The organism is Alteromonas sp. KUL49, from assembly GCF_006538345.1.
Taxonomy (GTDB): domain Bacteria; phylum Pseudomonadota; class Gammaproteobacteria; order Enterobacterales; family Alteromonadaceae; genus Alteromonas.
In genome coordinates this window covers 296,714-318,987 of record NZ_BJKL01000002.1, presented here as the reverse complement: position 1 = coordinate 318,987, position 22,274 = coordinate 296,714, and the positions used below count along the sequence as shown (strand labels likewise).

The following is a 22,274-nucleotide window of genomic DNA, read 5'->3' as shown; positions in this document are numbered from 1 at the left end:
ACGCATAGACTTTTTTTTCGTAGTCTATATAGTGCACGCTTCAATATTTGTCCTCAGTTCAATTTGCTTCAACCTTTGGAATTTCTATGATCACTGTATCTAACGTTACTATGCAATTTGGTAGTAAACCGCTATTCGAAAATATCTCTGTTAAGTTCGGTAACGGCAACCGATACGGACTCATTGGCGCTAATGGTTGTGGTAAGTCTACCCTGATGAAAATTCTTGATGGCAGTTTGGCACCGTCGTCGGGTAATGTATCGATTACACCTACCGATCGGGTAGGTAAACTAAATCAGGATCAATTTGCTTTCGAAGAATTTACCGTCATCGATACAGTGATCATGGGACACAAAGAACTGTGGGACGTTAAAAAAGAGCGGGATCGTATTTATAGTCTTCCAGAAATGAGTGAAGAAGACGGTATTAAAGTTGCTGAGCTTGAGTCGTTGTTTGCCGAAATGGACGGCTACAGTGCGGAGAGCCGTGCTGGTGAAATTCTCATTGGCGCAGGTATTGAACAGGATGCTCACTACGGCTTGATGAGCGAGGTCGCTCCTGGTTGGAAGTTACGTGTATTGCTCGCACAAGCGCTGTTTTCAGAGCCGGACATTCTTCTACTCGATGAGCCAACCAACAACTTGGATATTGACTCAATTCAGTGGCTAGAAAATATTCTTAACGATTACAAATCAACCATGATCGTTATTTCGCACGACAGACACTTCCTCAATTCAGTATGTACGCACATGGCGGACATCGACTATGGTGAGCTTCGCGTATATCCAGGTAACTATGATGATTTCATGCTGGCATCCACCCAAGCCCGTGAAACTATGATGGCAGCGAATGCGAAGAAGTCGGCACAAATTGCAGAGCTACGTCAGTTCGTTGCGCGATTCTCTGCAAACGCATCAAAAGCAAAACAAGCGACGTCTCGTGCTAAGCAACTCGACAAAATCAAGTTGGAAGACATTAAGCCCTCAAGCCGAGTGAACCCGTTTATTCGCTTTAATCAACAAAAGAAGCTTCACCGTCAAGCGCTTGTCCTTGAAAACTTAGGCCATGGCTTTGACGGCGAAACCTTATTTGACGACGGCAACCTCATTCTTGAGGCTGGTGCTAAGCTCGCCGTGGTTGGCGAGAATGGTGTGGGTAAGACTACCTTCCTTCGTTTGTTAATGTCAGAGCTTGAGGCCAATACTGGAGTGGTTAATTGGTCTGAAAACGCCAGTCTTGGTTATTGCCCTCAGGACAGTAATGACATTTTTGACAACGACATGAACTTGTTTGATTGGATGACACAATGGCGTAAACCGGGCGATGATGATCAAGTGATCCGCGGTACGCTTGGTCGTATGCTGTTTTCGGCAGATGATTTTAAGAAGCAGGTAAAAGTGTGTTCTGGTGGTGAGAAGAACCGCCTGTTATTCGGTAAACTGATTCTTCAAGAAACCAATGTGCTGATTATGGATGAGCCAACAAACCACTTGGATATGGAATCTATCGAATCGTTGAATATGGCGCTAGAAATGTACGAAGGAACATTGATTTTTGTGAGTCATGACCGAGAGTTTGTTTCGTCCTTGGCAACGGAAGTTATCTCCATTCACGACAAGCAACTAGAGCACTTTAAAGGTACTTACGACGAATTCTTAGCACATAGGAATGCTAAGTAAAATAAATGTTTGAGCTAGTGGTAAGTACCTACTTACCACTAGCTTTATGCTGTTTGCTTATTTTTGCTAGCCAAACGTCTGTGAGCAATGGCTTGTCAAAGTAATACCCCTGAAAAATCTCGCAACCTCTGGCTTTGAGGTATTCTACTTGTTCTGAGGCTTCGACGCCCTCCGCTACACACCTCACATTAAGGGCTTTTGCCATTCCTAAAACCACGTTTACGATCAATGCAGGATGTTGAGCGTCGGCGTCGATGATGTCATCAACGAAGTACTTGTCGATTTTTATTTCAGAGATAGGAAGTACTTGCAGGTAGGCCAAGCTAGAGTAGCCGGTGCCGAAGTCATCAATAGAGAAGCTGAACCCTTGATCGTTTAGATACTGCATGGTTTGTTTAACAACATCCACATCTGCTACTAACGCGGTCTCAGTGAGTTCGATAACCAATGCCGTTGGGGGCAGAGACCAACGCTGAATACAGTCTAGTAATTTGTCTGAAAAATCATCAGCGATAATTTGCTTGGCGCTAATGTTTACGGCAACGTAGGTTTGTATGCCTTGCTGATAAAGTGAACTCAATAGTTCACAAACGCGATCAAGTACCCAATCGCCTACGGCAATGATTATGCCACTTTCCTCTGCTAATGGAATAAACTCCGCAGGACTGACAAAGCCTAGCTGAGATGAATACCAGCGAAGCAATGCTTCGGAAGAACAAAGGCTATTTTTTGAATCGTATTGGGGTTGTAGAACAACTGAGAGTTCATCGAATACACTTCCGCTGTGAAGGGCTGCTAGTATAGCTTTCTTTCGACGATAGCCTTTCAAAGCATCAGCAGTGAGAAAGCACTCTCCGCTCGGTTTGGTTTCTTTTGCAGTGGATAGCGCGTACTCTAACGAATCCAAAATACTCTCGAAACTCTCATGCTGCGGGTAGCAAATCATACTACCTAGAGAGAATGTAATAGTCTCTTGGTAATCCTCTCCTTGAACAATAACTTCGCTGAGTAGGCTCTGTACTGTATCTTGATGTAGTTGGCTCCACTCTGTGTCGGTGATGTCGTCGTTGGCGGAAGAGATATAAAAAGAGTCGGCGCCATTCTTATACAGCTTGAAATTAGAAGGCAAGCGAGTGGCTAGCGTAACTCCTACCGTGTTGATGACTTCATCGCCAATATCAACGCTATACTTTAAATTAAGTTGGGCTATACCATCGATATCGATAAGACCAATGTACTTCGGAAGGCGCTCGTTACGTTTGAGTTCGTCTCGTAATTCTTGCTCGAACCAACGGCGATTTTTCAGGCCCGTAATTGCGTCGGTATAGGCCATATTGTAGATTTTATCTTCGGCGGAGATACGTTCACTAATGTCGCGAACAATTCCGATGAATTCGGTTTCACTCTCTTTTTCAACTTTTGTTAGCGCCAACTCCATTTGAAAAATTTCACCGTTTTTTCGCACCGCAGGAAGTTGTCTACCTTTGCCAATGATATTTGCTTCACCGGTTTGTCGATAGTGTTCGAGATACCTATCGTGCTCATCACAATAGGGTGGTGGCATAAGAAGATTGATACGATTACCAAGTAATTCACTCTCGGCGTATCCAAATATTTTTTGTGCGACTACATTGCAGTGCTTAATGATGCCTTTTTCATTTATGGTGATAACTGCATCATTGAGGTTATTTAGTATTGTTTCAAGGCGATTCTTACGTGCTTGTTGCGCGAGTAACGCTTGGCGTTCATTGGATATATCTTCGAAAGTACCGTAAACCGTAACGATGTCTCCATGATGGTTTCTATCGGCATAGCCAGTGGTTCGGACCCATTTTGCGTGGCCTTGAGTATCGACGAACTGAAGTTCTTCTTTGTATGGTTTCCCAGTAGATATAAGCGTGGCCAAACGTTCTGCAATAATCTGAGCGTCTTGTTCTCTGTAACAGGAAATGGCTTCGTCTTTGATAATAGGCGTATTAACTGGCATCCCGTATATGCGATACACTTCTTCAGTCCAGAACAGAGTCTCGGTAGCGAGTTCGAGTTGCCATGCACCTACGTTAGCTATACGTTCAACCGCTTCAAATAGCGTGAGTCGCTCATTGGCACTATTTTCAAAAAATGATTTTTGACAAAAAACGCCGAGGTACTCGCCGGTTTGTGTGAACAGCGCTTTTTCGACGTCATTCAATGACCTGTCTTGTTGTTGCAAACCCACAAGTAGCCCACACGGATGCCCAGCGGTATCAAGGAGTGAGGTGCCGACATAGGTTTTAATACCCATGTCAGTGAGCAGTTTGTCCATGGGAAAATGCTTGGCAACATCAAGATATTCGCAATAAGTACCAGTGATTGCGTTATCACAAGGCGACTGTGCGAGTGGGTAGCTAAAGTTCTCAATAATCTTGTTGTTATTCAGGGTAATTGTTGTAGTTGCGTTTGATTTATCGTCGTCAACGACGGAGAGAAAAAGGTAATCTAATTGCAGAGTATCGTTAAGCGCAAGTAATGTTTGTTCGATGTGCTCGCGCTGTTCTTCGCAAATGTGCAAAAAGTCTTTTGCGGAAAACAGGGGGGTATACTTCAACATATTTTTACAATAACAACCCTTAAAGTAAGGACAATAACTTCGCTATTACCAACGATACACAATGGTGCCGGAGTATACACCACGAAGGTGTTTTCGTGAATTTTTTGTAATGTTATTCGTGGCTTACATCAGACTATTTATCCCTTGTTAAGTAAACAGTTTGCGATGGGAATGCGAAGCCACTGTCGTTCTCTTTAACAATTCTAGCAAGAGATAGTAAAAGCTTTTCCTGAAGCGCTAAAAACATACTGTAATCGTCTGCAATGATGTAAACATAAATTTCAACATCTAACGAACACGCGCCATAACCAATGAAACGCACTCGCATCGATTCTTTGTCTGTAAACGGGTACGACGAAATTTGTGTACGCATGGCTACCAGAAGTTTTTCTATATTTGATGTTGTGGTTTCATAGCGTAAATTGAGCGTTGTTCGAGTAAGAAACTTGCGACGTTTTGTGTAATTTTCAATTTGTTCAGAACTCAGTAGCCCGTTGGGGTATGTTACTAAGGTATCGTCGAGAGTCCGTATTCGTGTAGAGCGAAGCCCAACTTGTTCTATGGTTCCCAGTAGCGTACCCACCTTACAAAAATCCCCGACCCTTATTGGCTGATCAATAATGATAATGATACTTCCAACTAGGTTCTCAATTGCCTTTTGAGCACCCAGCGCTAGGGCAATACCACCTATGCCAAGTGCCGCTAACCCGGTAGTTACATCAACGCCTGCGTTACTCAGCAGCACAATCACAGTAACGATAACAAGGAGTACTTTGGCACTTGCGCGGGTAAATATCAGGATAGATAAACCACCTACACGATTTTTATCTCTTAGGTAGGTTTCACTGCGTGTAGCTGAATAGTTAATGAGTGCCCATAAAACCATAAAAAGGGCAATCCACAGTATGCTTGTGGTGAAAAAGCTCAAGGTTTGACGCAGTACTATGGAGACACCTAAGTATTTCAGCAGCGAGCTAAATAATATCACCGCTACTACTAGGCTAATGGGTTGGACTAATATCTTTGATAGAGCCTTGCCAGTCGGGCTTTTATGGATTCGAGTGATACGGATTGCGAAGAATTTAAGCAGCAGTGAGAGCACTACGCTTACGAAGTAGCACAAGGTGGCAAGTATTGGTACGCTTATCCACTGTCCTAAGGGGGCGCCTCGCCAGCTAGATGATTTTAGTAATTCTGGTAGCCATTGAGAAATAAGCGCTTTGTGCTGCGTGGGCATATTTCTAAACAGTTGTGTAACTGTCTCTCTAGCAATCAACCACTGCGACGTACCGTCGTCTCTTGTGATACGAACCAATAGCAAGGGGACGATACGATCCGGCAGGTCAAAATCTCCGACTTTTTCATAATTGTATTCCAAACCAGTTTCCTGAGTGCCTTCAGGGCGATTTGAGATAAGCCCAATGGGCGGCATACTCACGTATTCGTCAAGTAGTTGCGGAAATGCAGCTTTAACTGCGGTGAGTTGATGGCGTTGATAAAATTCATCAAATCGCTTGTCAAAGAGACCGTCCAGGCGCGTCGTTTGAACGTTTTTCATTCTACTCAAAAGCCTTTCCACAGCCTGTCTAGGGGATTCTTGATCAGTGATGAGTGACTCATTGATCGGCTGAACTGTCGGTATTTGAGCGCTAACCTTAGAGACAATTACAAATATTAAGAGCGTAATGATGGTTAGCAGTTGGGTACAGGTAATCCTTACTCGCATTATAAATTCCTCGTCACGCTAATCGCTCTGACTTTCGTTCCATTAGTCTAGAAGGTGAAAATAGAACATCCAAACTTTCATCCAAACCGTAATGACAAAAGATCAAAAAAGTTACCTACACTTTTCTAAACTATATCGTGGCAGAAAGGATCAACAAGAAGCGTATGAAATTCATGGACAACAAACCTCATCGTTCTACTTTTTTAGCACTACTGATTTTACTAATCACTTCCGGAAATGTTGTAGCTTCTGAAGGCTCACCATTAAATGACGAAACGTCTGATCCAAGAAATATGGGGTGGATGGTTGGTTTTCCGCCCGAGCCATCGTTAAGAATTACGCAGCCAGACAGTAATTACTTTAGTTTTCCCAAGCTTCGCTGGTCTGTTTGTCACTTAAGAGAGCTTTTGCCTACGGCTCGAGTAAGGCGAAATCCATATCTTGCGATACCGTTCGAATACGCGCTAGATGGTGGTATTGAGCGTGTGACTTTTTCTCCGATGAATAGCAATAACGATATGACTTGGCAAGAAAGCTTGTCTGCAAACTATACTGATGGGTTGCTTATCCTGCATAAAGGCAAAGTGGTCTACGAGTACTACAGCGGTTGTTTGTCAGAGCATACCCTTCATGCTGCAATGTCGATGACGAAGTCTTTCACTGGGTTGATTGCTCAGATACTGGTATCCAACGGCGAACTGGATGAAACAGCGTTGGTGAGTAGCATCATCCCCGAACTCTCACCCTCTGCATTTGGTGATGCTACGGTACGTCAAGTGATGAATATGACTACGGCTTTGGATTACAGCGAGAACTACGCAGATCCAAATGCCGATATTTGGATTTACAGCAAAGCAGCGAGCCCCATGCCTAAAGCTCCGGATTATGATGGACCCGAGGGATATTTTGAATACTTACAAACCGTTCGCAAAAAAGGCTCTCACGGTGATGGCTTTGGGTACAAGACGGTAAATTCTGACGTTCTTGGGTGGATAATTGCGCGAACGACAGGGATGGCATTTGAAGATGCAGTTCATCACTATTTGTGGGATCACCTCGGTGTTGAGAATGATGCTTATATTACGGTAGACGGTCTCGGTACTGCATTTGCAGGTGGTGGGCTTAGTGCAACACTAAGAGATTTAGGGCGCTTGGGGCAAATGATGTTAGATGACGGTAAAGTCAATGGCTTGCAGCTAGTACCCGAAGAGGCTATTGATGCAATCCGTCGAGGAGGAGATAAGGAAGTTTTTGCCAAAGGTGGATTCACAACGCTCGCTGGTGGTAGCTACCAGAGTATGTGGTGGATCTTTCACAACGACAATGGTGCTTATGCTGCCCGAGGGGTACATGGTCAAACAGTCTACATAGACCCTACCGCAGAAATGGTTTTGGTGCGTTTAGCCTCGTTTCCTGTCTCAGCCAATTCAAAGATTGATCCTACGTCGTTACCTGCTTACCAAGCCGTTGCGGACTATTTAATGTCTAAAAATTAAATAGGCGAAACATGTGGTAATTCATACTCATCGAAATTAAAGGGTTACATTAATCAAAGTTCGTGGCATAAACGTTCTAGTATTGTTAGAGGGAAGGCAATAGACGTTGAGTAAGTCATGTAGAGAAAGCAATGCACTTTTTACCGCACGCCGTAAACCCGTCCTTGGGGGCTCGGCTTCGGCATCCATGCCTCAGACGGCTGTAAAAAGTGCATTGTTTTCTCTTTGAATTAGCAAAATAAAGCTAACTGCTTAAGGGTTAGTAACAGGGAGCATATTTATAGTGAAAAATGAAAGTGTCTTGCGTTTCGATGCTCAAATGATTAACGCACTGAGTAAAAGTGCAAAGGACAGTCCTAGGCAGCGCGCGAATAAAAACATTCACCCTCACTATCAAGATGCAGTACAGCGACTATTTATTTCTATGTGTCCTGACTCTTATGTAAGACCACATCGTCATACGCAAGACTACAAATGGGAATTTTTCATGGTAGTGTCTGGGCGGCTGGATATTTTACTGTTCGAAGAGGATGGCACACTCACCGAGCGTATTCCTTTGGAAGCGGGAGGGGAAACTTTTGGTGTAGAAATACCTCCCAATACTTGGCATGCAACGGTGTGCTATGAACCAGTAACATTCGTAGAGGTAAAGCAGGGGCCGTATGAGATCACCGAAGATAAGAACTTCGCTTTGTGGTCACCACCTGAGGGCGACAATCGTGTGCCTGCGTTTTTACAGACGTTAAAAACTGCAGAAGTTGGTCAGTTATTATCTATGCCTGAGAGTGCCTCAGTGTAATCAGCACACAAAGCGCAGAAGATGTATATAGTCTTGTGTAGGGGGAGCGATGGAGTTTTTACAGCCGTCTGAGGCATGGATGCCGAAGCCGAGCCCACAGGGATGTGTTTACGGCGTGCGGTAAAAACTCCATCGCTCCCCCCTGAATTCCAACGGTTCCACTAAATTCGATGGCTTACTCCCTAAGCAGCGGTCATTTCACTCTGTTCTTGCTTGCTGATTCGCTGCGTTTCTAGCGTATCAATAAGCGCTTGAGGGTCGGAAACTATTAATTGGATGGTTTCTGGATGCTCTAAAAAAGTTCCCATCAGTGTGTGCCATTGGGCTTGCTTAGTGCAGGTTATCTTGATGTTGGCAACGTCTCCACGCCCAATTGTGACTGTTTCCTTGCTCTTTTCCCACGTACCTTGGCTCACTGAGTTTATGTCACTTAATGGAACAAGTAGAAGATTTAAGAACGAATCATTGATGACAAGATGGTCATTGTAGAGATAAATCGAGTAATGCTTTGCGATTCTGTAATTCGCTATTACCGAGAAGACACTATACAAAATCAAGCTCGACACAATAATAGCGGCTAGCTCACTCAAATTGACTATAGCCAAATAAGAGCCCACGCTCGCAATCAGTGTAGCAGCGAGCAATAACAACATGAAAACACCTGATTTACTGAGGGTTGCTACATCGGTAATTTTTGGCGTGTGGTTGCGACTAAATTTGGGGATCATGTAGTACCAACATGCAGGTTCAGCTGCCATCATTAAGGCAAGGGAACGCTTTTTGTCTTCACTTTCTGTGAGTGAAGATAACGCTTTAACGCGTGGATCCCCTTTGATGTGACGTGCCTTCCACAACATTGACACCACGTGTGCAATTACGGCGAGTTCAATCAGCAGTAATATCGCGATAATCGGGTATCGAACGTAGCTGATGAAGTCAAAGTACTCGGCGAGTGCACTCGGCAAAGTATAGCGGGCGATAACCGTTCCCAAACTCAGTGGAATAATGATTTTCCAACGCTTCTCTTCGCCTTTGACGATGACGCAAAACCAATAAAGGGCAGGTAGCGCAACAAAATAAGCAGTGAGAAAACCGTAGGTTAAGACCTTATCAGCTCTAGTGCTCAATGCCTCTGGCATAAAAGTAAAACCAGCGCCGAATACGGCGGCCATACACAGTAGATAGAATAATCGAAATTTGACTCGTGTACGCATTGTTCTTCCTTGCATTTCAATCAAGGCACTATACCCACAAACCGAGAGAGTATCATCCGATATTTATGACGCACGCCAGTCTGTCGTAGTTGAAATTACACACCTTTCCAAAATGGAAAGTAGTTGCCATTGCTTATTAAAATGGTATGGTGAAGGATACTTAATGTGCAGAGATTGTTCTGCCAATTAATTTTTTAGGAAGAATTCCCATGCGAAACGTAGCCAAACCGTACATTTACAATTTTACCGATTGATTGCGCCTGACCGTGGTGTTCAGGGGCGATTAATGGCTCTGGGCACGCAGGAAACGTTTTGCAAAAGCCCAGAAGTTTAAACTATCTGGGTTTTTTTATGCCCAAAACTTGAGGCAAGTTTATAATGAGAGAGTTAACGTTAGGCGAAATCAGAAAGCAACACCGTGTAAAGCAGGAAGTCGTAGCAATGGCATTGTGTGTGACAGCATCTGGGGTGAGTAAACTAGAGTCAAAGCGTATCCAAGATGTGCCCTTGCATCGCGCGGCAGCGTATCTGGCAGCGGTTGGTGGCAGTTTAAAAGTGGAAGTCACACTACCCGATGGTGACACGCTGTCGGTTGCAGAACACAATGCTGCTTGATACATCATCATGTGTGAAATAGTAGAGGACGTAAATAATGTCGGTTCATGAGATTACCCACCCCTTGGTTCAACACAAGATTGGTTTAATGCGGGATGGTGAAATAAGCAGTAAAGATTTCAGAGCATTAGCGTCGGAAGTGGGTAATCTTCTTACCTATGAAGCGACTCGCGCTTTACCTACAGAATCGACTGAAACAAAGACTTGGTCTGGAGAGACAGTAGAGATCAAGCAAATCAAAGGGAAGAAAATTACAGTAGTGCCTATATTGCGAGCGGGACTCGGCATGCTAGATGGTGTATTAAACCTAATTCCTAATGCCAAAATAAGTGTTGTGGGTTTGTATCGCAACGAAGAAACCCTTGAACCCGTCGCCTATTTTGACAAAGTGGTCAAAAATATCGACGAGCGAACCGCGTTGATTGTAGATCCTATGCTCGCCACCGGCGGAACACTCATGGCGACCATTGAATTATTGAAGCAAAAAGGGTGTAAGCGAATTCTTGGTTTGTTTTTAGTTGCAGCACCGGAGGGAATCAAAGCGGTGGTTGAACGTCATCCTGATGTTGATATTTTTACGGCAGCTATTGACGAGAAGTTAAACGACAAAGGGTACATACTGCCGGGTCTTGGCGATGCTGGTGATAAAATTTTTGGAACACGCTAATTAGCGTGCTCCCTCAGTATGTGCTTTAAGTACATTGTTATGTGATTGAAAGTTCAAAGCGCAGCCTTCAAAAAATGCTTCTAGCCCATTATCTCTGTATAAGTCACCCTGTTCTTTAAGGCTTTCGGGTTGATTGTTGGCTTTTGGTGGAAACAAACCGTAACCCGAGAGTAAACAATGCCAAGACGACGCGCTAAAATGTTCATCGATGTTCTGACGACTGATTTCTTTTACTAAGTCTTGTTTTTGATACCAAGTATTGAGTAGTTGAATCAGGGAATCTGATATAGCGTTGTTCTCTCTGTTATCTATCCAATATTGGCTATCTTCTCTGGAATTCAGTTTGTAATGGCCAACAATATAGTCACGAACACGCTCAAAGCGCTCTGACATTGCACTGTTATACTTATCCTGATGCTTCGATGTAAAATCTCCCGCTTGGTAATCACGGATAAACATCTCAATACCTATTTGCACAAGATGGAGCGCCGTTGCTTCTAACGGCTCGATAAAGCCTTGTGATAGCCCCAACCCTAAGCAGTTCTTGGCCCAATGTTGCTCACACTGGCCTACATTCATGGTTAAATGTCTGGCTTCTATATCTGCATCTAATAAGCCCAAGTGTGCTCTTAGTTCGGTTTCAGCAGCGTCTTTATTCAGGTATTGATTGCTGTACACATATCCATTACCCGTTCGGTGAGTCAATGGGATTTGCCAACACCACCCATTGGATAGGGCAGTAGACTTAGTTTCAACTGGAATGTCTTTAAAAGCGCTAGTAGGGAGTACTACCGCTGCATTATTAAAGAGATTATCGGCGAAGGGGTTGAAAGGTACCTTTAACGTACTTTGCAACAACAAGCTTTTAAACCCCGAGCAGTCTACAAATAAATCCCCTTCGATACTTCGACCATCGTCACATTCAAGAGATTTAATGCTGCCATCGGGATGTTGAGCGACTGCAGTAATTTCTGCTTGGATATGGTTTACACCTTGGGTAACCGCGCGGTCTTTGAGAAAGTTACCTAACAATCCAGAGTCAAAATGGTAACCATACTCAATACGGAAAGGAAAGTTATCAGGGGTTACCGGCGCTAATCCTTGGTTAGCGAGATAACCTGCAAACAAAAACTTATCCGGTTGAGTTTCAACGTCTAGTCCGAGCCGTCGAGTACGGCAGTTCACATGAAATGCACGTTCACTGAAGGTATCGAGTTGCCCGAAAAAAGGGTGACTATATCCCTTGGGCGCATATTTGGGGCTCCACCCTTCAAAGCGTATATTAGTTTTGTAGGTGGCGTTGCACTTAGGCATCCACTCAGCTTCGCTAATCGCTAAATCAGAGAAGAAACGCTTCAACGTTGGCGTTGATCCTTCTCCAACCCCGATGATGCCGATGTTGGGTGCTTCAATGAGGCTGATTTCAACGCAAGCGTCTTTCCAATGGTGCGCAAAAAGATTTGCAGCCATCCATCCTGCGGTACCACCGCCAGCGATTACGATTCTGTGAGGTTGCACTGAGGTAACGTCCTATTGTTTGTCCCAAACTAATGCTTTGAAATGCTTTCGACACATAGATTCATATCTATCGTTGCCACCGATTTGCACTTGATCACCACTGTTAACTGCATTGCCATTTTCATCTAAACGAACAACAAAACTCGCCTTTCGGCCGCAGTGACATACGGTTTTTAACTCTGAAAGCTTGTCCGCCCAGGCAAGGAGGTAATGGCTACCTTCAAAAGTCTCCCCGAGGAAGTCAGTTCTCAAGCCATAAGCCAAAACAGGGATGTTAAGTTCATCTACTACTTCTACTAGTTGCATTACCTGTGCTTTAGACAAAAACTGAGCTTCGTCAATGAAAACACAATCCAGTGACATATTGGTGTGCTCACTATTAATTGAAGCAAATAAATTGTCGTCATTGCTATACAATTTTGCATCGGCTTGAAGACCGATTCTAGAAGTGACTTTGCCCACACCATAGCGATCATCAAGCGCAGCTGTATAGATAAGCGCGTTCATCCCGCGTTCTTTGTAATTGTATGCAGATTGTAGAAGAGAAGTGGATTTACCTGCATTCATTGCAGAATAATAAAAATAAAGCTGAGCCATAATGCGTTAGTTATTCTTGTTATACCAATCGATAAAATCGTTTTTGTTCATTGGGCGAGCAAAATAAAAGCCTTGGAAAAAATCGGTGCCAAGTGCTCGTAATCGCTCGATCTGTGTTTCAGTTTCAACACCTTCGGCAACGGTTTTACAGTCAAATTCATTGGCAATAAGTACCGTCGCTCGCAAAATCGTATCGTTTCCTTCGTCTGAATTTTTAACAAAAGAACGATCGATTTTAATGAAGTCACAATCCATAGATTGTAAACGACTCAGTGACGAATACCCAGTACCGAAATCATCGATAGACACTTGTACACCACGGGCCTTAATGTCGTTAACTCTTTTCACTGCATCTTTGTCATTGGTAGTGAAAACACTTTCCGTGATTTCTAAGTAGAGTTTTTCAGGAGATATTGGCGTAGTTTTGAGCACGTTGTCGAGTGTGCGTATAAAACTCTCATCCATAAGCTGAATCACTGACACGTTAACCGAAAGGCCTATTTGTTCTTCAAAAGGCCACTGGGACGCATCTATACATGCTCGATGAAGGACCCAACGACCTATGTCATTGATCAAGCCCATTCTTTCCGCCAACGGTATAAACTCCGCCGGAGATACAAACTCACCATCACACTCCCATCGCAATAGCGCTTCAACAGAAGCGACCTTTAACGTGTCAGTATGAATGATTGGCTGGTAATAAACCGTAAGTTCGTTGTTTTCTATCGCGCAACGGAGTTTATCTCGTCTGCTCTGCTCGAGCCTTATTTGAGCGTGCAAGATTTCATTAAATACACCAATCGTGCCACTTCCTTCACGCTTTTTATCATACATGGTTAAGTCAGCATGCTGAATCAAAGTCAGTGCGTCTTTTCCATGAGTGGGAAATAGGGCGATACCAATGGTTGCATCTAAATTAACTTGGTTATCATTGGCGCTAATGGGCACTGTAACGCCATTTCGCATTGCGTGGGCCACTGCCATTGCGGTGTCTTCAGTAGCATATGGAACCACAGCAACAAATTCATCACCACCCCAGCGCCCTAAATGGCCATCCTCGCAATATCGGGAGAGTCTTTGTGCAATGTTCGCCAGTACGATATCGCCTATTTCATGGCCTAGGCTGTCATTGACTTGCTTGAAGCCATCGAGATCGATAAATAACACTGCGAAGTTCTTCTCGAGGCTACTCGATGTTTCAACCAGACTGTTTAAGTGTTTTAAAAAGCCACTGCGGTTGAGCAGGTTTGTGAGTGGGTCTTTATTGGAAAGGCGGAGAATATCACTGGTGCGTTTTTCTACTTCGGCTTCTAGCGTACTGTTAGCATGGTCTAATCGATTGTTAGAATCTAAAAGTTTGGCGTTTACCTCAGCGATCTCTGCACGCTCTTTGGTCATCTGATCGACAAGTTCTGTATTACTCTGTTTGAGTACAACTGTATTCTCAAAGAACGCATTGTAGCGAAAAGCGCTACTTATCAACGCGGCCCAAAACACTATCCCCAAAATCCCTAGTACCGAAAACTGGTGCTGGTTATCAAAGAGAATCACAATACTCAAAGGTATCAGTAACAAAGTACAGTAAATCGTTACGAGCACTCTGCTCGGAGCGAGTATTGTGGCAGAACCACTGGCCATCGCTGCAAGCACAATCATGGTACCCGCCAGTTCATGTAGTGCCATGTTCTCGTAGAGACCTATGGCGTAAACACACCACATGATCGCGGTCAGGATGACCCCAATAGAAAAACGAAGTTTGGCAGAAGGTGGTGGGTAGTCGGTTCCTTTGAGGCGGAGATACCAATAACCTGTGTCAGCAAGTCTGCCCACCGCAACAATGATGACTATTACCCAAAAGGTATGTTTTAGATCTTGTACCATGGGAGTTTCAAACCCAAAGGTAAGGCCTGTGAATACCAAAATAGTGACCATGATACCTGCTATTGCGTTTCCGTATAGCATATCTACAAGGTCACGTTGTATATGCTGAGACGTAGCTACTTTCTTTTTATGAAACAGTGCAGTGATGTTTGCTTTCGCCATATTCTTCTTTGTCGATACTTCTTGGTTAAAACAAATCCTTGTTGGCTAGGGGCTGCTGACCTTTGCGGTACACTTCGCTGCAAAAACGTACAGCAAAGATCAACAAACCCTATCGTAACTTTAGCAGCTTGTTTGGTTAATTTACCAAAAATTAACAGTTATAGCTGAGATAATAATCGACAGTTATAAAAAAAGCCCTGTAGACGAGCTAACAGGGCTTTGGCATGGTTGGAACTATGTGATTAAGCGGCGTTTTTGTTGCCACCCACCGCTTTTAATGTTGCTGAAGCGGGCAGAATTTCCAGGTCGAACGTATATTCGTCTACGCGAACCGCTAGCTTACGCTTCTCGTTGTAATCGAGCAGCTGAGCTGCTTCCTGTTCAGTTACAACACCTTTTTCCAATAGCTTGTTAAGTGCGTGCTCAAATGAAATAAACGGGATAACAGGTTCTTTGCGCAGTGCTTTTTGCACTTTACCAAGAAGATGCTTAACGGCATGTTTCGCTTTGAACGCTTGCTCGTTGATGTCGTTTCCGTCACCGTTCATCGGACGCACTAGATGCGTAATTTGATCTTTAGCGCTGTTATCCTGCATCGATGCTGCTGCAAGCTCTGTAACCAGCTTATCACTGATACCCTTAACACTGCTTGAATAAGTGTTTGTCAGTAGGCGCATCAAACCACGGGTTGCTGTGTTCGGGAAGTTATTGATGAAGTTCACAACTGCCTGATCTGCTTGTTGCAATGACCACTGGACTGCATACTCAAAATAAGGCAAGGCTAACTTTCTGTCTTCAACACGTTGCTCGTAGAAGCGAATAGCGGCCATTGCACCGTAAAGGTAGCTCATTACGTCACCTAAGCGAGCAGATAGCAATTCTGCCTTTTTCAGGTCGCCGCCGAGTACTGCCAATGAAAGATCAGCCAGTGGAGCAAGTTTAGCAGCAATGCTGTTTAGGCGTTTTTCATGTTTAACCACTTCAGGTAGTGAAGAATCACTGCCACGTAAGAACGGTAAATAACTCTTACCCAAGCTTCTGAAGGCATTATTCACGCTGAAACCAACAGTCTTGCGTAATACTTTGTTGAATTCTTTGTCTGCTGCGCTGTCGTTGCTATGGATTAAGTCAACCATCTCTTTAAGGTAAGGATGACAACGCATAGCACCTTGACCAAATATCATCAGGTTGCGCGTTAGGATATTTGCACCCTCTACTGTGATTGCAATAGGTAGTGCAGAATAACCTTCAGACAAGGTGTTTTGAGGACCACGCTGAATAGCTTTACCCGCTTGAATATCCATAGCTGAATTCATTACATCACGACCTAGTTCGGTCATATGATATTTGGCAATCGCAGTCACTACTGATGGTTTAACACCTAGGCCCAGACCTTCAGTGGTTAGGACACGCATAGCTTCGAGCAAGAATGTTTTGCCCGCAATGTCGGCCATTTTCTCTTGAATACCCTCGAAGCGACCAATAGGTAATCCAAATTGTTCGCGTACAAATGAGTACTCAGCTGTGCTCTTGAATGCAGATTGTGCAGTAGCAACACCCATCGCCGGAAGTGAAATTCCTCGACCCGCGCCTAGACAGCTTACAAGCATCTGCCAACCGCGTCCGATATTTTTCTGTCCGCCGATGATAAATTCCATTGGAATGAAAACATCTTGACCGCGAGTAGTACCGTTGTAGAAACGAACACCCATAGGATCATGACGGTTACCTAGTTCTACACCAGGGTGAGCTTTTGGTAGCAGCGCACAGGTAATACCTAGCTCTAACTTGTCGCCGAGTAGTTGGTCTGGATCGAATACTTTAAATGCTAGGCCAAGTACAGTCGCAATAGGTGCTAGGGTAATGTAGCGCTTGTCCCAGCTTACACGAAGGCCGAGTACTTCTTCGCCGTTGTATTCGCCTTTGGTAACGATAGCAGCGTCAGGAATTGCACCTGCATCTGATCCTGCTTCTGGGCTAGTTAGTGCAAAACAAGGAATATCGCGACCGTCAGCTAGGCGTGGCAACCAGTAGTCTTGCTGCTCGCTCGTACCGTAGTGCATTAGCAATTCGCCAGGACCTAGTGAGTTAGGCACCATAACTGTAACCGCAATAGCACCGCTTTTCGCAGCGATAGTAGCCACGATGGTTGAGTTAGCGTAAGGCGTAAACTCTAGGCCACCAAATTTCTTTGGAATGATCATCGAGAAGAATCTGTTTTTAACCCAGAAAATCCAGAATGTGTTGAGGAATGTGTTTTTCATTACTCAATTCATATTCGTCGATCATGCCCAATAGTTCTGTGACAGGACCGTCCATAAAGGCTTGCTCTTCAGCACTCAGCTTTGCTTGAGGAATATCACGCAATGCCTGCATGTCAGGTTTGCCTTGATAGATTGAAGATTCAATCCAAACATCTCCCGCATCAAGCGCTTCCTGCTCTGTTACAGAAATTGGTGGTAGTACTTTCTTTAAGCTAGTTCTGATACTCATAATTACTCATCCGCTCATCTGACCAGTTGTATGTCTTTATAGTACAACAGAAAGAGAAAAGATCAAAATTTATGAAAATATTATTTATATCAGTCGTTTACGATTGTGGTGTACTTTTTTTAATCAGTAACATCATGATTTTGATGTTTATTTTATGTGCATTAATTGTTTGTTAGGTGTGAAAATATTTTGATATGTTGCGTGTTGAGCGTTTTAAACCAAGTCGCTGAGCGAGGGAACGTCTGGTCATTCCTCGTGAATTCTATTAACACTCAATTCGACGCAAGCGAAGAGGCTAGGTAGAATAGACACACTTTTAACATAGGATGGACACCCCACTTGTCGGCAGCAGTAAAGCCCCCTCAATTCAAAATGAGTTTCTTTTTACCCAAGTATTGGCCGATTTGGCTGGGTGCTACGATACTCTATCTTATTACTTGGCTTCCCTTTCCACTCATCCGTGTACTTGGAAGAAGCGTAGGTTTTCTTCTCCGAAAGCTCGCTAAGAAGAGAGTAATGGTGGCTCACCGAAATATAGCATTGTGGGATCCTAGCTTATCGCCCCAACAAGTAGATTCGTTACTAGATGAAAATATTCGCCGCACTGGAATGGCTTTGTTCGAGACGGCGATGGGATGGTGGTGGCCTGACTGGCGAGTTAAACGCCACTTTGAAGTTGAAGGCTATGAGAATGTGAAAAATGCGCTGGCATCGAATGGCGGTGTATTTGGTTTAGCATTGCACAATGTCAATTTGGAGTTTGCTTGTCGAGGGTTAGGTTATACACATCCGAGTATTGCGTTTTATCGTAAGCACGATAACCCACTGATTGATTACCTCCAGTATCACGGACGTAATCGTTCAAACAAATACATGATTCACAAGCGCAATTCGAAAGCACTTATTCGCGCTCTCGATGACAATGAAATGTGTTTGTACCTTCCTGATCAAGACTATGGACCGCGACAAAGTATTTTTGTCCCTTTCGGTGGTGTTAAAGAAACAGCAACCACTACAGCCACTATGATGTTCATTCGAAAAACACAGTGCGTACCTCTTATGGTTACATCGCAATACACCAACTCTGGCTACAAGGTTAAATTTTATCCGCCGATGCACAAGCTTAGAGAGATGGAAGATAAAGATGCGTTAACCTTCCTAAATACTGAGATCGATACCATAGTGAGAGAACAACCTGAAAGCTATCTATGGATGCACAAGCGATTCAAAACTCGTCCACCCAGTAGCCCAGAATCTCTCTATAAGTAGTTGAAGGGTTCAACTAATTACCCATTGTGTAGAGAAGGTGAGTTAGTTAACGTATAGTGATTGAGACTCAAATCGGTGATCTGTAATGATAAATAGTGACAAAGGCTTTTCGCGTTCCATGTTCTGGATACGCCATTTGACCTTGGCATTCATGCTGGTTGCCGTTGCTGGAGTGCTCATTTACTTGAGAGAGGATGACGCTCCTGCGCTTCCTGATGGTGAGCCTGAACAGCGATCAGTCTCAACTGGGTTGAGCGAGTTTTATCGAGAGTTTCGCATGTCGGCCACCGATCCTGCTGAAGAGCCAACTGGGGATTTTGTGTTAGACATTGCGGGTGTTGATTCAAACTTGGACGCACGCCTAGAGAGTATGTCTTCTCGCACTCGACCTGTGGAAGAGAGTTGGACGGGTGAACACAAGAACCGTTCGTTCAAAGCGGGAAATACGTTGCGAGAAGCAATATCCACTTACGCACTCGCCGAAGGGATGCAGGTAATTTGGAATCTTAACCAAGATTTCGTCATCAAACATCAATTTCAAATGGACAATACGGTGGCGGGTTCTCTTGCCGAAATAGCGAGTGGGATCAATAGCAGCTTCGAAGGCGATGTGAGAGTTTACTTGTGTTCGCAACAGCGTTCATTAGTCGTATCTGCTGAGGCAACTCCTTACTTAGTCGACGAGTGCAGCACAGTGAATTAGACGCTTATTTTCACTTTATAAGACCTCATTATTTATAATTTTTAAGTACTGCTCAATTTATTGCAAGGAGCTTTAAGACACATGGACACGCTGGTGCAACTCATCCCTTTAGATAACTCACTTTGGACTTACCTTGTTATCGATTTTGGTATTGCTTTGGCACTTTTACTCGTACTCAAATGGTTGAAAGGGGCCCTCTCCAAAACTTCTGTTACTGAAGAATTGGGTGTAAAAGACAATATTGCGTTTGGCATTAGTTTAGCTGGAGGCATGTTGGGTTTATGTATCGTACTGAGTGCTGTTGTAGGTAGGCACATTGGCATGGGGTACACCAAAGCTGCTATTGGTATGTTGGTTTTCGGTGCTGTGGGAATTTCATTACTCAAAGTTGGTCAGTTTATTCACGATAAGTTAGTGCTAGACAGAGTTGACACGGACGCACTTATTGAAAAACGAAGTTTGAGCGTAGCGCTAGTGGATGCAGCGAGTACTGTTGCCAGTGCAATCGTACTGCGAAATATCATGATGTGGGTTGATGGCAGTGATATGAATGCCATCATCGCCATTACGTCGGGTTATTTGGTGGTATTGACGATGCTGCTGATGATGACGCGACTCAGAGAAGTAAGATATGCCAAAGATAACCAAAATGGCTCGTTTCAAGGGGCGCTGCGAAAAGGTAACATGGCGTTAGCGTTAGAACACACTGGCAGTTTATTGGGTACCGCCATTATAGTATCGACCGCGCAGTCGCTGTTAGTCTATTCTCCCGATGGTTATGTAAGTAATGTTACAGGCTGGCTCGTCGTCAGCGTGGTTATGGCGGTGGGATTACATACACTTGTTACCATTAGCAAACGAATACTATTGTTGGGGATGAGTGTAAAACAAGAAGTCGATCATCAGCACAACATTGGCGTTGCGTCCGTAGGATTTGTGCTTAGTGTTGGACTCGCCTTGGTTGTTAGCGGCGTATTGAGTCACTAGGTTAGGATTTTAGTCGACAAACAATTCAGTGACGCATTCTGTTGTGCCTAATCGTTGCTCTGTGACTATGGTTTCTTTTTGAGAACGCGTTTGCTGCTTTATAAAGTATTCCATTTGGTGTGCGTGTTGTTTTGATTTTGCTCGAAAAATAGCTTTGAATGCGATGGGGTGCTTACCTTTCAGTGCCTTTGCCCCACCTGTCAATAATCCTCTATGTTGAGATATACGTCGTGTTGGCGACGTTGTAACACCCGTATAGTACTGACCTAATTTGTTTTCGATAATATAGATGTACCAAACAGTATTCTGAACGTTTGTAGATTTATCGTTGGAATTGCCCTTAACGGCCTCTGTTGCTTGGGTATTTTCGGAAGCGACTGGTATACTCTTGGTCAAGATAATACGTGAACGTAGTTAATGGATTCATGATTCTACCAGATTTTAGTAATGCTCGAGTTCTTATTGTTGGTGATCTGATGCTGGACAGGTATTGGAGTGGTAATACCGGGAGGATATCGCCGGAGGCTCCAGTGCCCGTGGTAAATGTTGACGGCTCTGAAGACCGCCCAGGCGGTGCCGCGAATGTAGCGATTAATGTTGCCACACTTGGCGCTACTGTCACGCTTCTCGGTCTATGTGGTAATGACAGCAATGCAGATATACTGCGGGATCGCCTTACTTCCTTTGACATCAATTGTCAGTTTTTCCCTGTCGAAGGCATGGACACCATTACTAAACTCCGAGTGATGAGTCGCAACCAGCAGCTGTTACGTCTTGATTTTGAGAAGAGTTTTGCCCATGTCGACAAGGCCGTATTAGAAGCCGCCTTTGAAGAAGCCGTGGACCACTGTGATATCGTTATACTGTCGGACTATGCCAAGGGCTGTTTGAGCAATCCGCAAGCACTCATATCAACCGCAAAACAAAAGGGAAAGCGTGTTGTTGTTGATCCTAAAGGCAATGATTTTGCCCGCTATGCAGGGGCGTCTGTTATCACACCGAATTTATCAGAACTGTTGGGGGTTGTTGGTGAGTGTGATGATGAATCTGTTTTGATCAACAAAGCACAAAAGCTTCAAGAAGATTTGTTGCTTGACCATTTGTTACTTACTCGTTCAGAGAACGGGATGACTTTATTCTCAAAGCATAGCGAGAGTTTTCATTTACCGGCGAAAGCGAAAGAGGTCTATGACGTTACAGGCGCTGGCGATACTGTAGTATCAACATTATCAGTGGCCCTTGCGTGTGGCTCAAGTTATGAGGATGCATGTGTTCTTGCGAACATAGCAGCAAGCGTTGTTGTCGGTAAACTCGGAACGTCTACTGTATCTAATACAGAGCTTGCTGTAGCGCTAGGAGAAGAGTCGGTTCATTTAGACGGTGGTGTAATGACGCCTGAACAGCTAGAAATCGCACTGCGCGCCGCCCACAATCGCGGTGAAAAAGTTGTGATGACCAATGGATGCTTCGATATTCTACATTCAGGGCATGTGTCTTACCTTGAAGAGGCAGCACAGTTGGGGCAGCGGCTAATTGTAGCCGTGAACACAGACGCTTCAGTGACTCAATTAAAAGGGCCCGGAAGACCAGTGAATAACGTCAATCGCAGAATGGCTGTACTGGCTGGTCTCAGTGCTGTGGACTGGGTTGTCCCCTTTAGCGAAGAGACGCCACAGGCTTTGATCGCGCGCTTACTACCAGACGTTCTTGTTAAAGGTGGCGATTATACCGTTGATGAGATTGCAGGAGCCAAAGAAGTCATGGCCAACGGCGGTGAGGTGAAAGTACTAGGATTTGAAGATGGTGTCTCGACTACCGGTATTATTGAGCGCATTACAGCTAAGTCGTAACGATAAAGACATCCCCATGGTAATACGG

Annotated in this window: 16 protein-coding genes and 1 pseudogene; 9 read left to right on the top strand and 8 right to left on the bottom strand. The window is 44.2% G+C overall.

What is annotated here, in order from left to right:
• Positions 1-86: 86 nt before the first annotated feature.
• A complete protein-coding gene (locus tag EYS00_RS04610; protein WP_130635384.1) occupies positions 87-1,679 on the top strand; it encodes an ABC-F family ATPase in 1,593 nt (530 codons plus the stop codon).
• 28 nt (positions 1,680-1,707) lie between these two features.
• Here EYS00_RS04610 and EYS00_RS04605 read toward each other — a convergent pair whose 3' ends face one another.
• Together EYS00_RS04605 and EYS00_RS04600 are read right to left on the bottom strand one after the other, a co-directional pair.
• Complete coding sequence (locus EYS00_RS04605; protein ID WP_130635383.1) at positions 1,708-4,269, bottom strand: bifunctional diguanylate cyclase/phosphodiesterase; 2,562 nt, start codon at positions 4,267-4,269, stop codon at positions 1,708-1,710.
• Between the two features lie 133 nt (positions 4,270-4,402).
• Positions 4,403-5,827, bottom strand: coding sequence for a mechanosensitive ion channel family protein (locus tag EYS00_RS04600; protein WP_165399305.1), 1,425 nt, complete (start codon positions 5,825-5,827; stop codon positions 4,403-4,405).
• 332 nt (positions 5,828-6,159) lie between these two features.
• Between EYS00_RS04600 and EYS00_RS04595 the strand changes: the two genes are divergently transcribed.
• Positions 6,160-7,491, top strand: coding sequence for a serine hydrolase (locus EYS00_RS04595; protein WP_130635381.1), 1,332 nt, complete (start codon positions 6,160-6,162; stop codon positions 7,489-7,491).
• Positions 7,492-7,774: 283 nt separating this feature from the next.
• The gene (locus EYS00_RS04590; RefSeq protein WP_242618646.1) at positions 7,775-8,290 is read left to right on the top strand and encodes a WbuC family cupin fold metalloprotein; all 516 of its coding nucleotides are present in this window, start codon (positions 7,775-7,777) and stop codon (positions 8,288-8,290) included.
• A 182-nt stretch (positions 8,291-8,472) separates the two neighbouring features.
• Here the strand turns inward: EYS00_RS04590 and EYS00_RS04585 are convergent, their stop codons facing one another.
• Positions 8,473-9,504, bottom strand: coding sequence for a hypothetical protein (locus tag EYS00_RS04585; protein ID WP_130635380.1), 1,032 nt, complete (start codon positions 9,502-9,504; stop codon positions 8,473-8,475).
• A gap of 378 nt (positions 9,505-9,882) precedes the next feature.
• Here EYS00_RS04585 and EYS00_RS04580 point away from each other — a divergent pair, with 378 nt between their 5' ends.
• Together EYS00_RS04580 and upp are read left to right on the top strand one after the other, a co-directional pair.
• Positions 9,883-10,119 carry a helix-turn-helix domain-containing protein gene (locus tag EYS00_RS04580; RefSeq protein ID WP_130635379.1) on the top strand — a complete coding sequence of 79 codons (237 nt, stop codon included), beginning with the start codon at positions 9,883-9,885 and terminating at the stop codon, positions 10,117-10,119.
• A gap of 37 nt (positions 10,120-10,156) precedes the next feature.
• A complete protein-coding gene (upp, locus tag EYS00_RS04575; RefSeq protein ID WP_130635378.1) occupies positions 10,157-10,786 on the top strand; it encodes a uracil phosphoribosyltransferase in 630 nt (209 codons plus the stop codon).
• Here upp and EYS00_RS04570 read toward each other — a convergent pair whose 3' ends face one another.
• From EYS00_RS04570 to EYS00_RS04555, 4 genes and pseudogenes are all read right to left on the bottom strand, one after another.
• Complete coding sequence (locus EYS00_RS04570) at positions 10,787-12,304, bottom strand: tryptophan halogenase family protein (RefSeq protein WP_130635377.1); 1,518 nt, start codon at positions 12,302-12,304, stop codon at positions 10,787-10,789.
• 12 nt (positions 12,305-12,316) lie between these two features.
• Positions 12,317-12,901 carry a thymidine kinase gene (locus EYS00_RS04565; RefSeq protein WP_130635376.1) on the bottom strand — a complete coding sequence of 195 codons (585 nt, stop codon included), beginning with the start codon at positions 12,899-12,901 and terminating at the stop codon, positions 12,317-12,319.
• A gap of 6 nt (positions 12,902-12,907) precedes the next feature.
• Positions 12,908-14,944: a bifunctional diguanylate cyclase/phosphodiesterase gene (locus EYS00_RS04560; RefSeq protein ID WP_130635375.1), complete on the bottom strand. Its 2,037-nt coding sequence runs from the start codon at positions 14,942-14,944 to the stop codon at positions 12,908-12,910.
• A 242-nt stretch (positions 14,945-15,186) separates the two neighbouring features.
• Positions 15,187-17,437, bottom strand: a pseudogene (locus EYS00_RS04555) (acyl-CoA dehydrogenase).
• Positions 17,438-17,776: 339 nt separating this feature from the next.
• Here EYS00_RS04555 and lpxL point away from each other — a divergent pair.
• From lpxL to EYS00_RS04540, 3 genes are all read left to right on the top strand, one after another.
• Positions 17,777-18,706, top strand: a complete 930-nt coding sequence (lpxL, locus tag EYS00_RS04550; protein WP_130635374.1) for an LpxL/LpxP family Kdo(2)-lipid IV(A) lauroyl/palmitoleoyl acyltransferase — start codon at positions 17,777-17,779, stop codon at positions 18,704-18,706.
• Positions 18,707-18,791: 85 nt separating this feature from the next.
• Positions 18,792-19,409 (top strand): TcpQ domain-containing protein, encoded by a 618-nt coding sequence (locus tag EYS00_RS04545; RefSeq protein ID WP_130635373.1) that lies wholly within the window; start codon positions 18,792-18,794, stop codon positions 19,407-19,409.
• Positions 19,410-19,490: 81 nt separating this feature from the next.
• Positions 19,491-20,396, top strand: coding sequence for a DUF350 domain-containing protein (locus EYS00_RS04540; protein ID WP_130635372.1), 906 nt, complete (start codon positions 19,491-19,493; stop codon positions 20,394-20,396).
• Between the two features lie 9 nt (positions 20,397-20,405).
• On the opposite strand, the gene EYS00_RS04535 is transcribed toward EYS00_RS04540, so the two are convergent.
• On the bottom strand, positions 20,406-20,792 hold the full coding sequence (locus EYS00_RS04535) for a GIY-YIG nuclease family protein (RefSeq protein ID WP_242618645.1): 387 nt from the start codon (positions 20,790-20,792) through the stop codon (positions 20,406-20,408).
• 29 nt (positions 20,793-20,821) lie between these two features.
• Here EYS00_RS04535 and hldE point away from each other — a divergent pair, with 29 nt between their 5' ends.
• Positions 20,822-22,246 (top strand): bifunctional D-glycero-beta-D-manno-heptose-7-phosphate kinase/D-glycero-beta-D-manno-heptose 1-phosphate adenylyltransferase HldE, encoded by a 1,425-nt coding sequence (gene hldE, locus EYS00_RS04530; RefSeq protein ID WP_130635591.1) that lies wholly within the window; start codon positions 20,822-20,824, stop codon positions 22,244-22,246.
• Positions 22,247-22,274 lie beyond the last annotated feature (28 nt).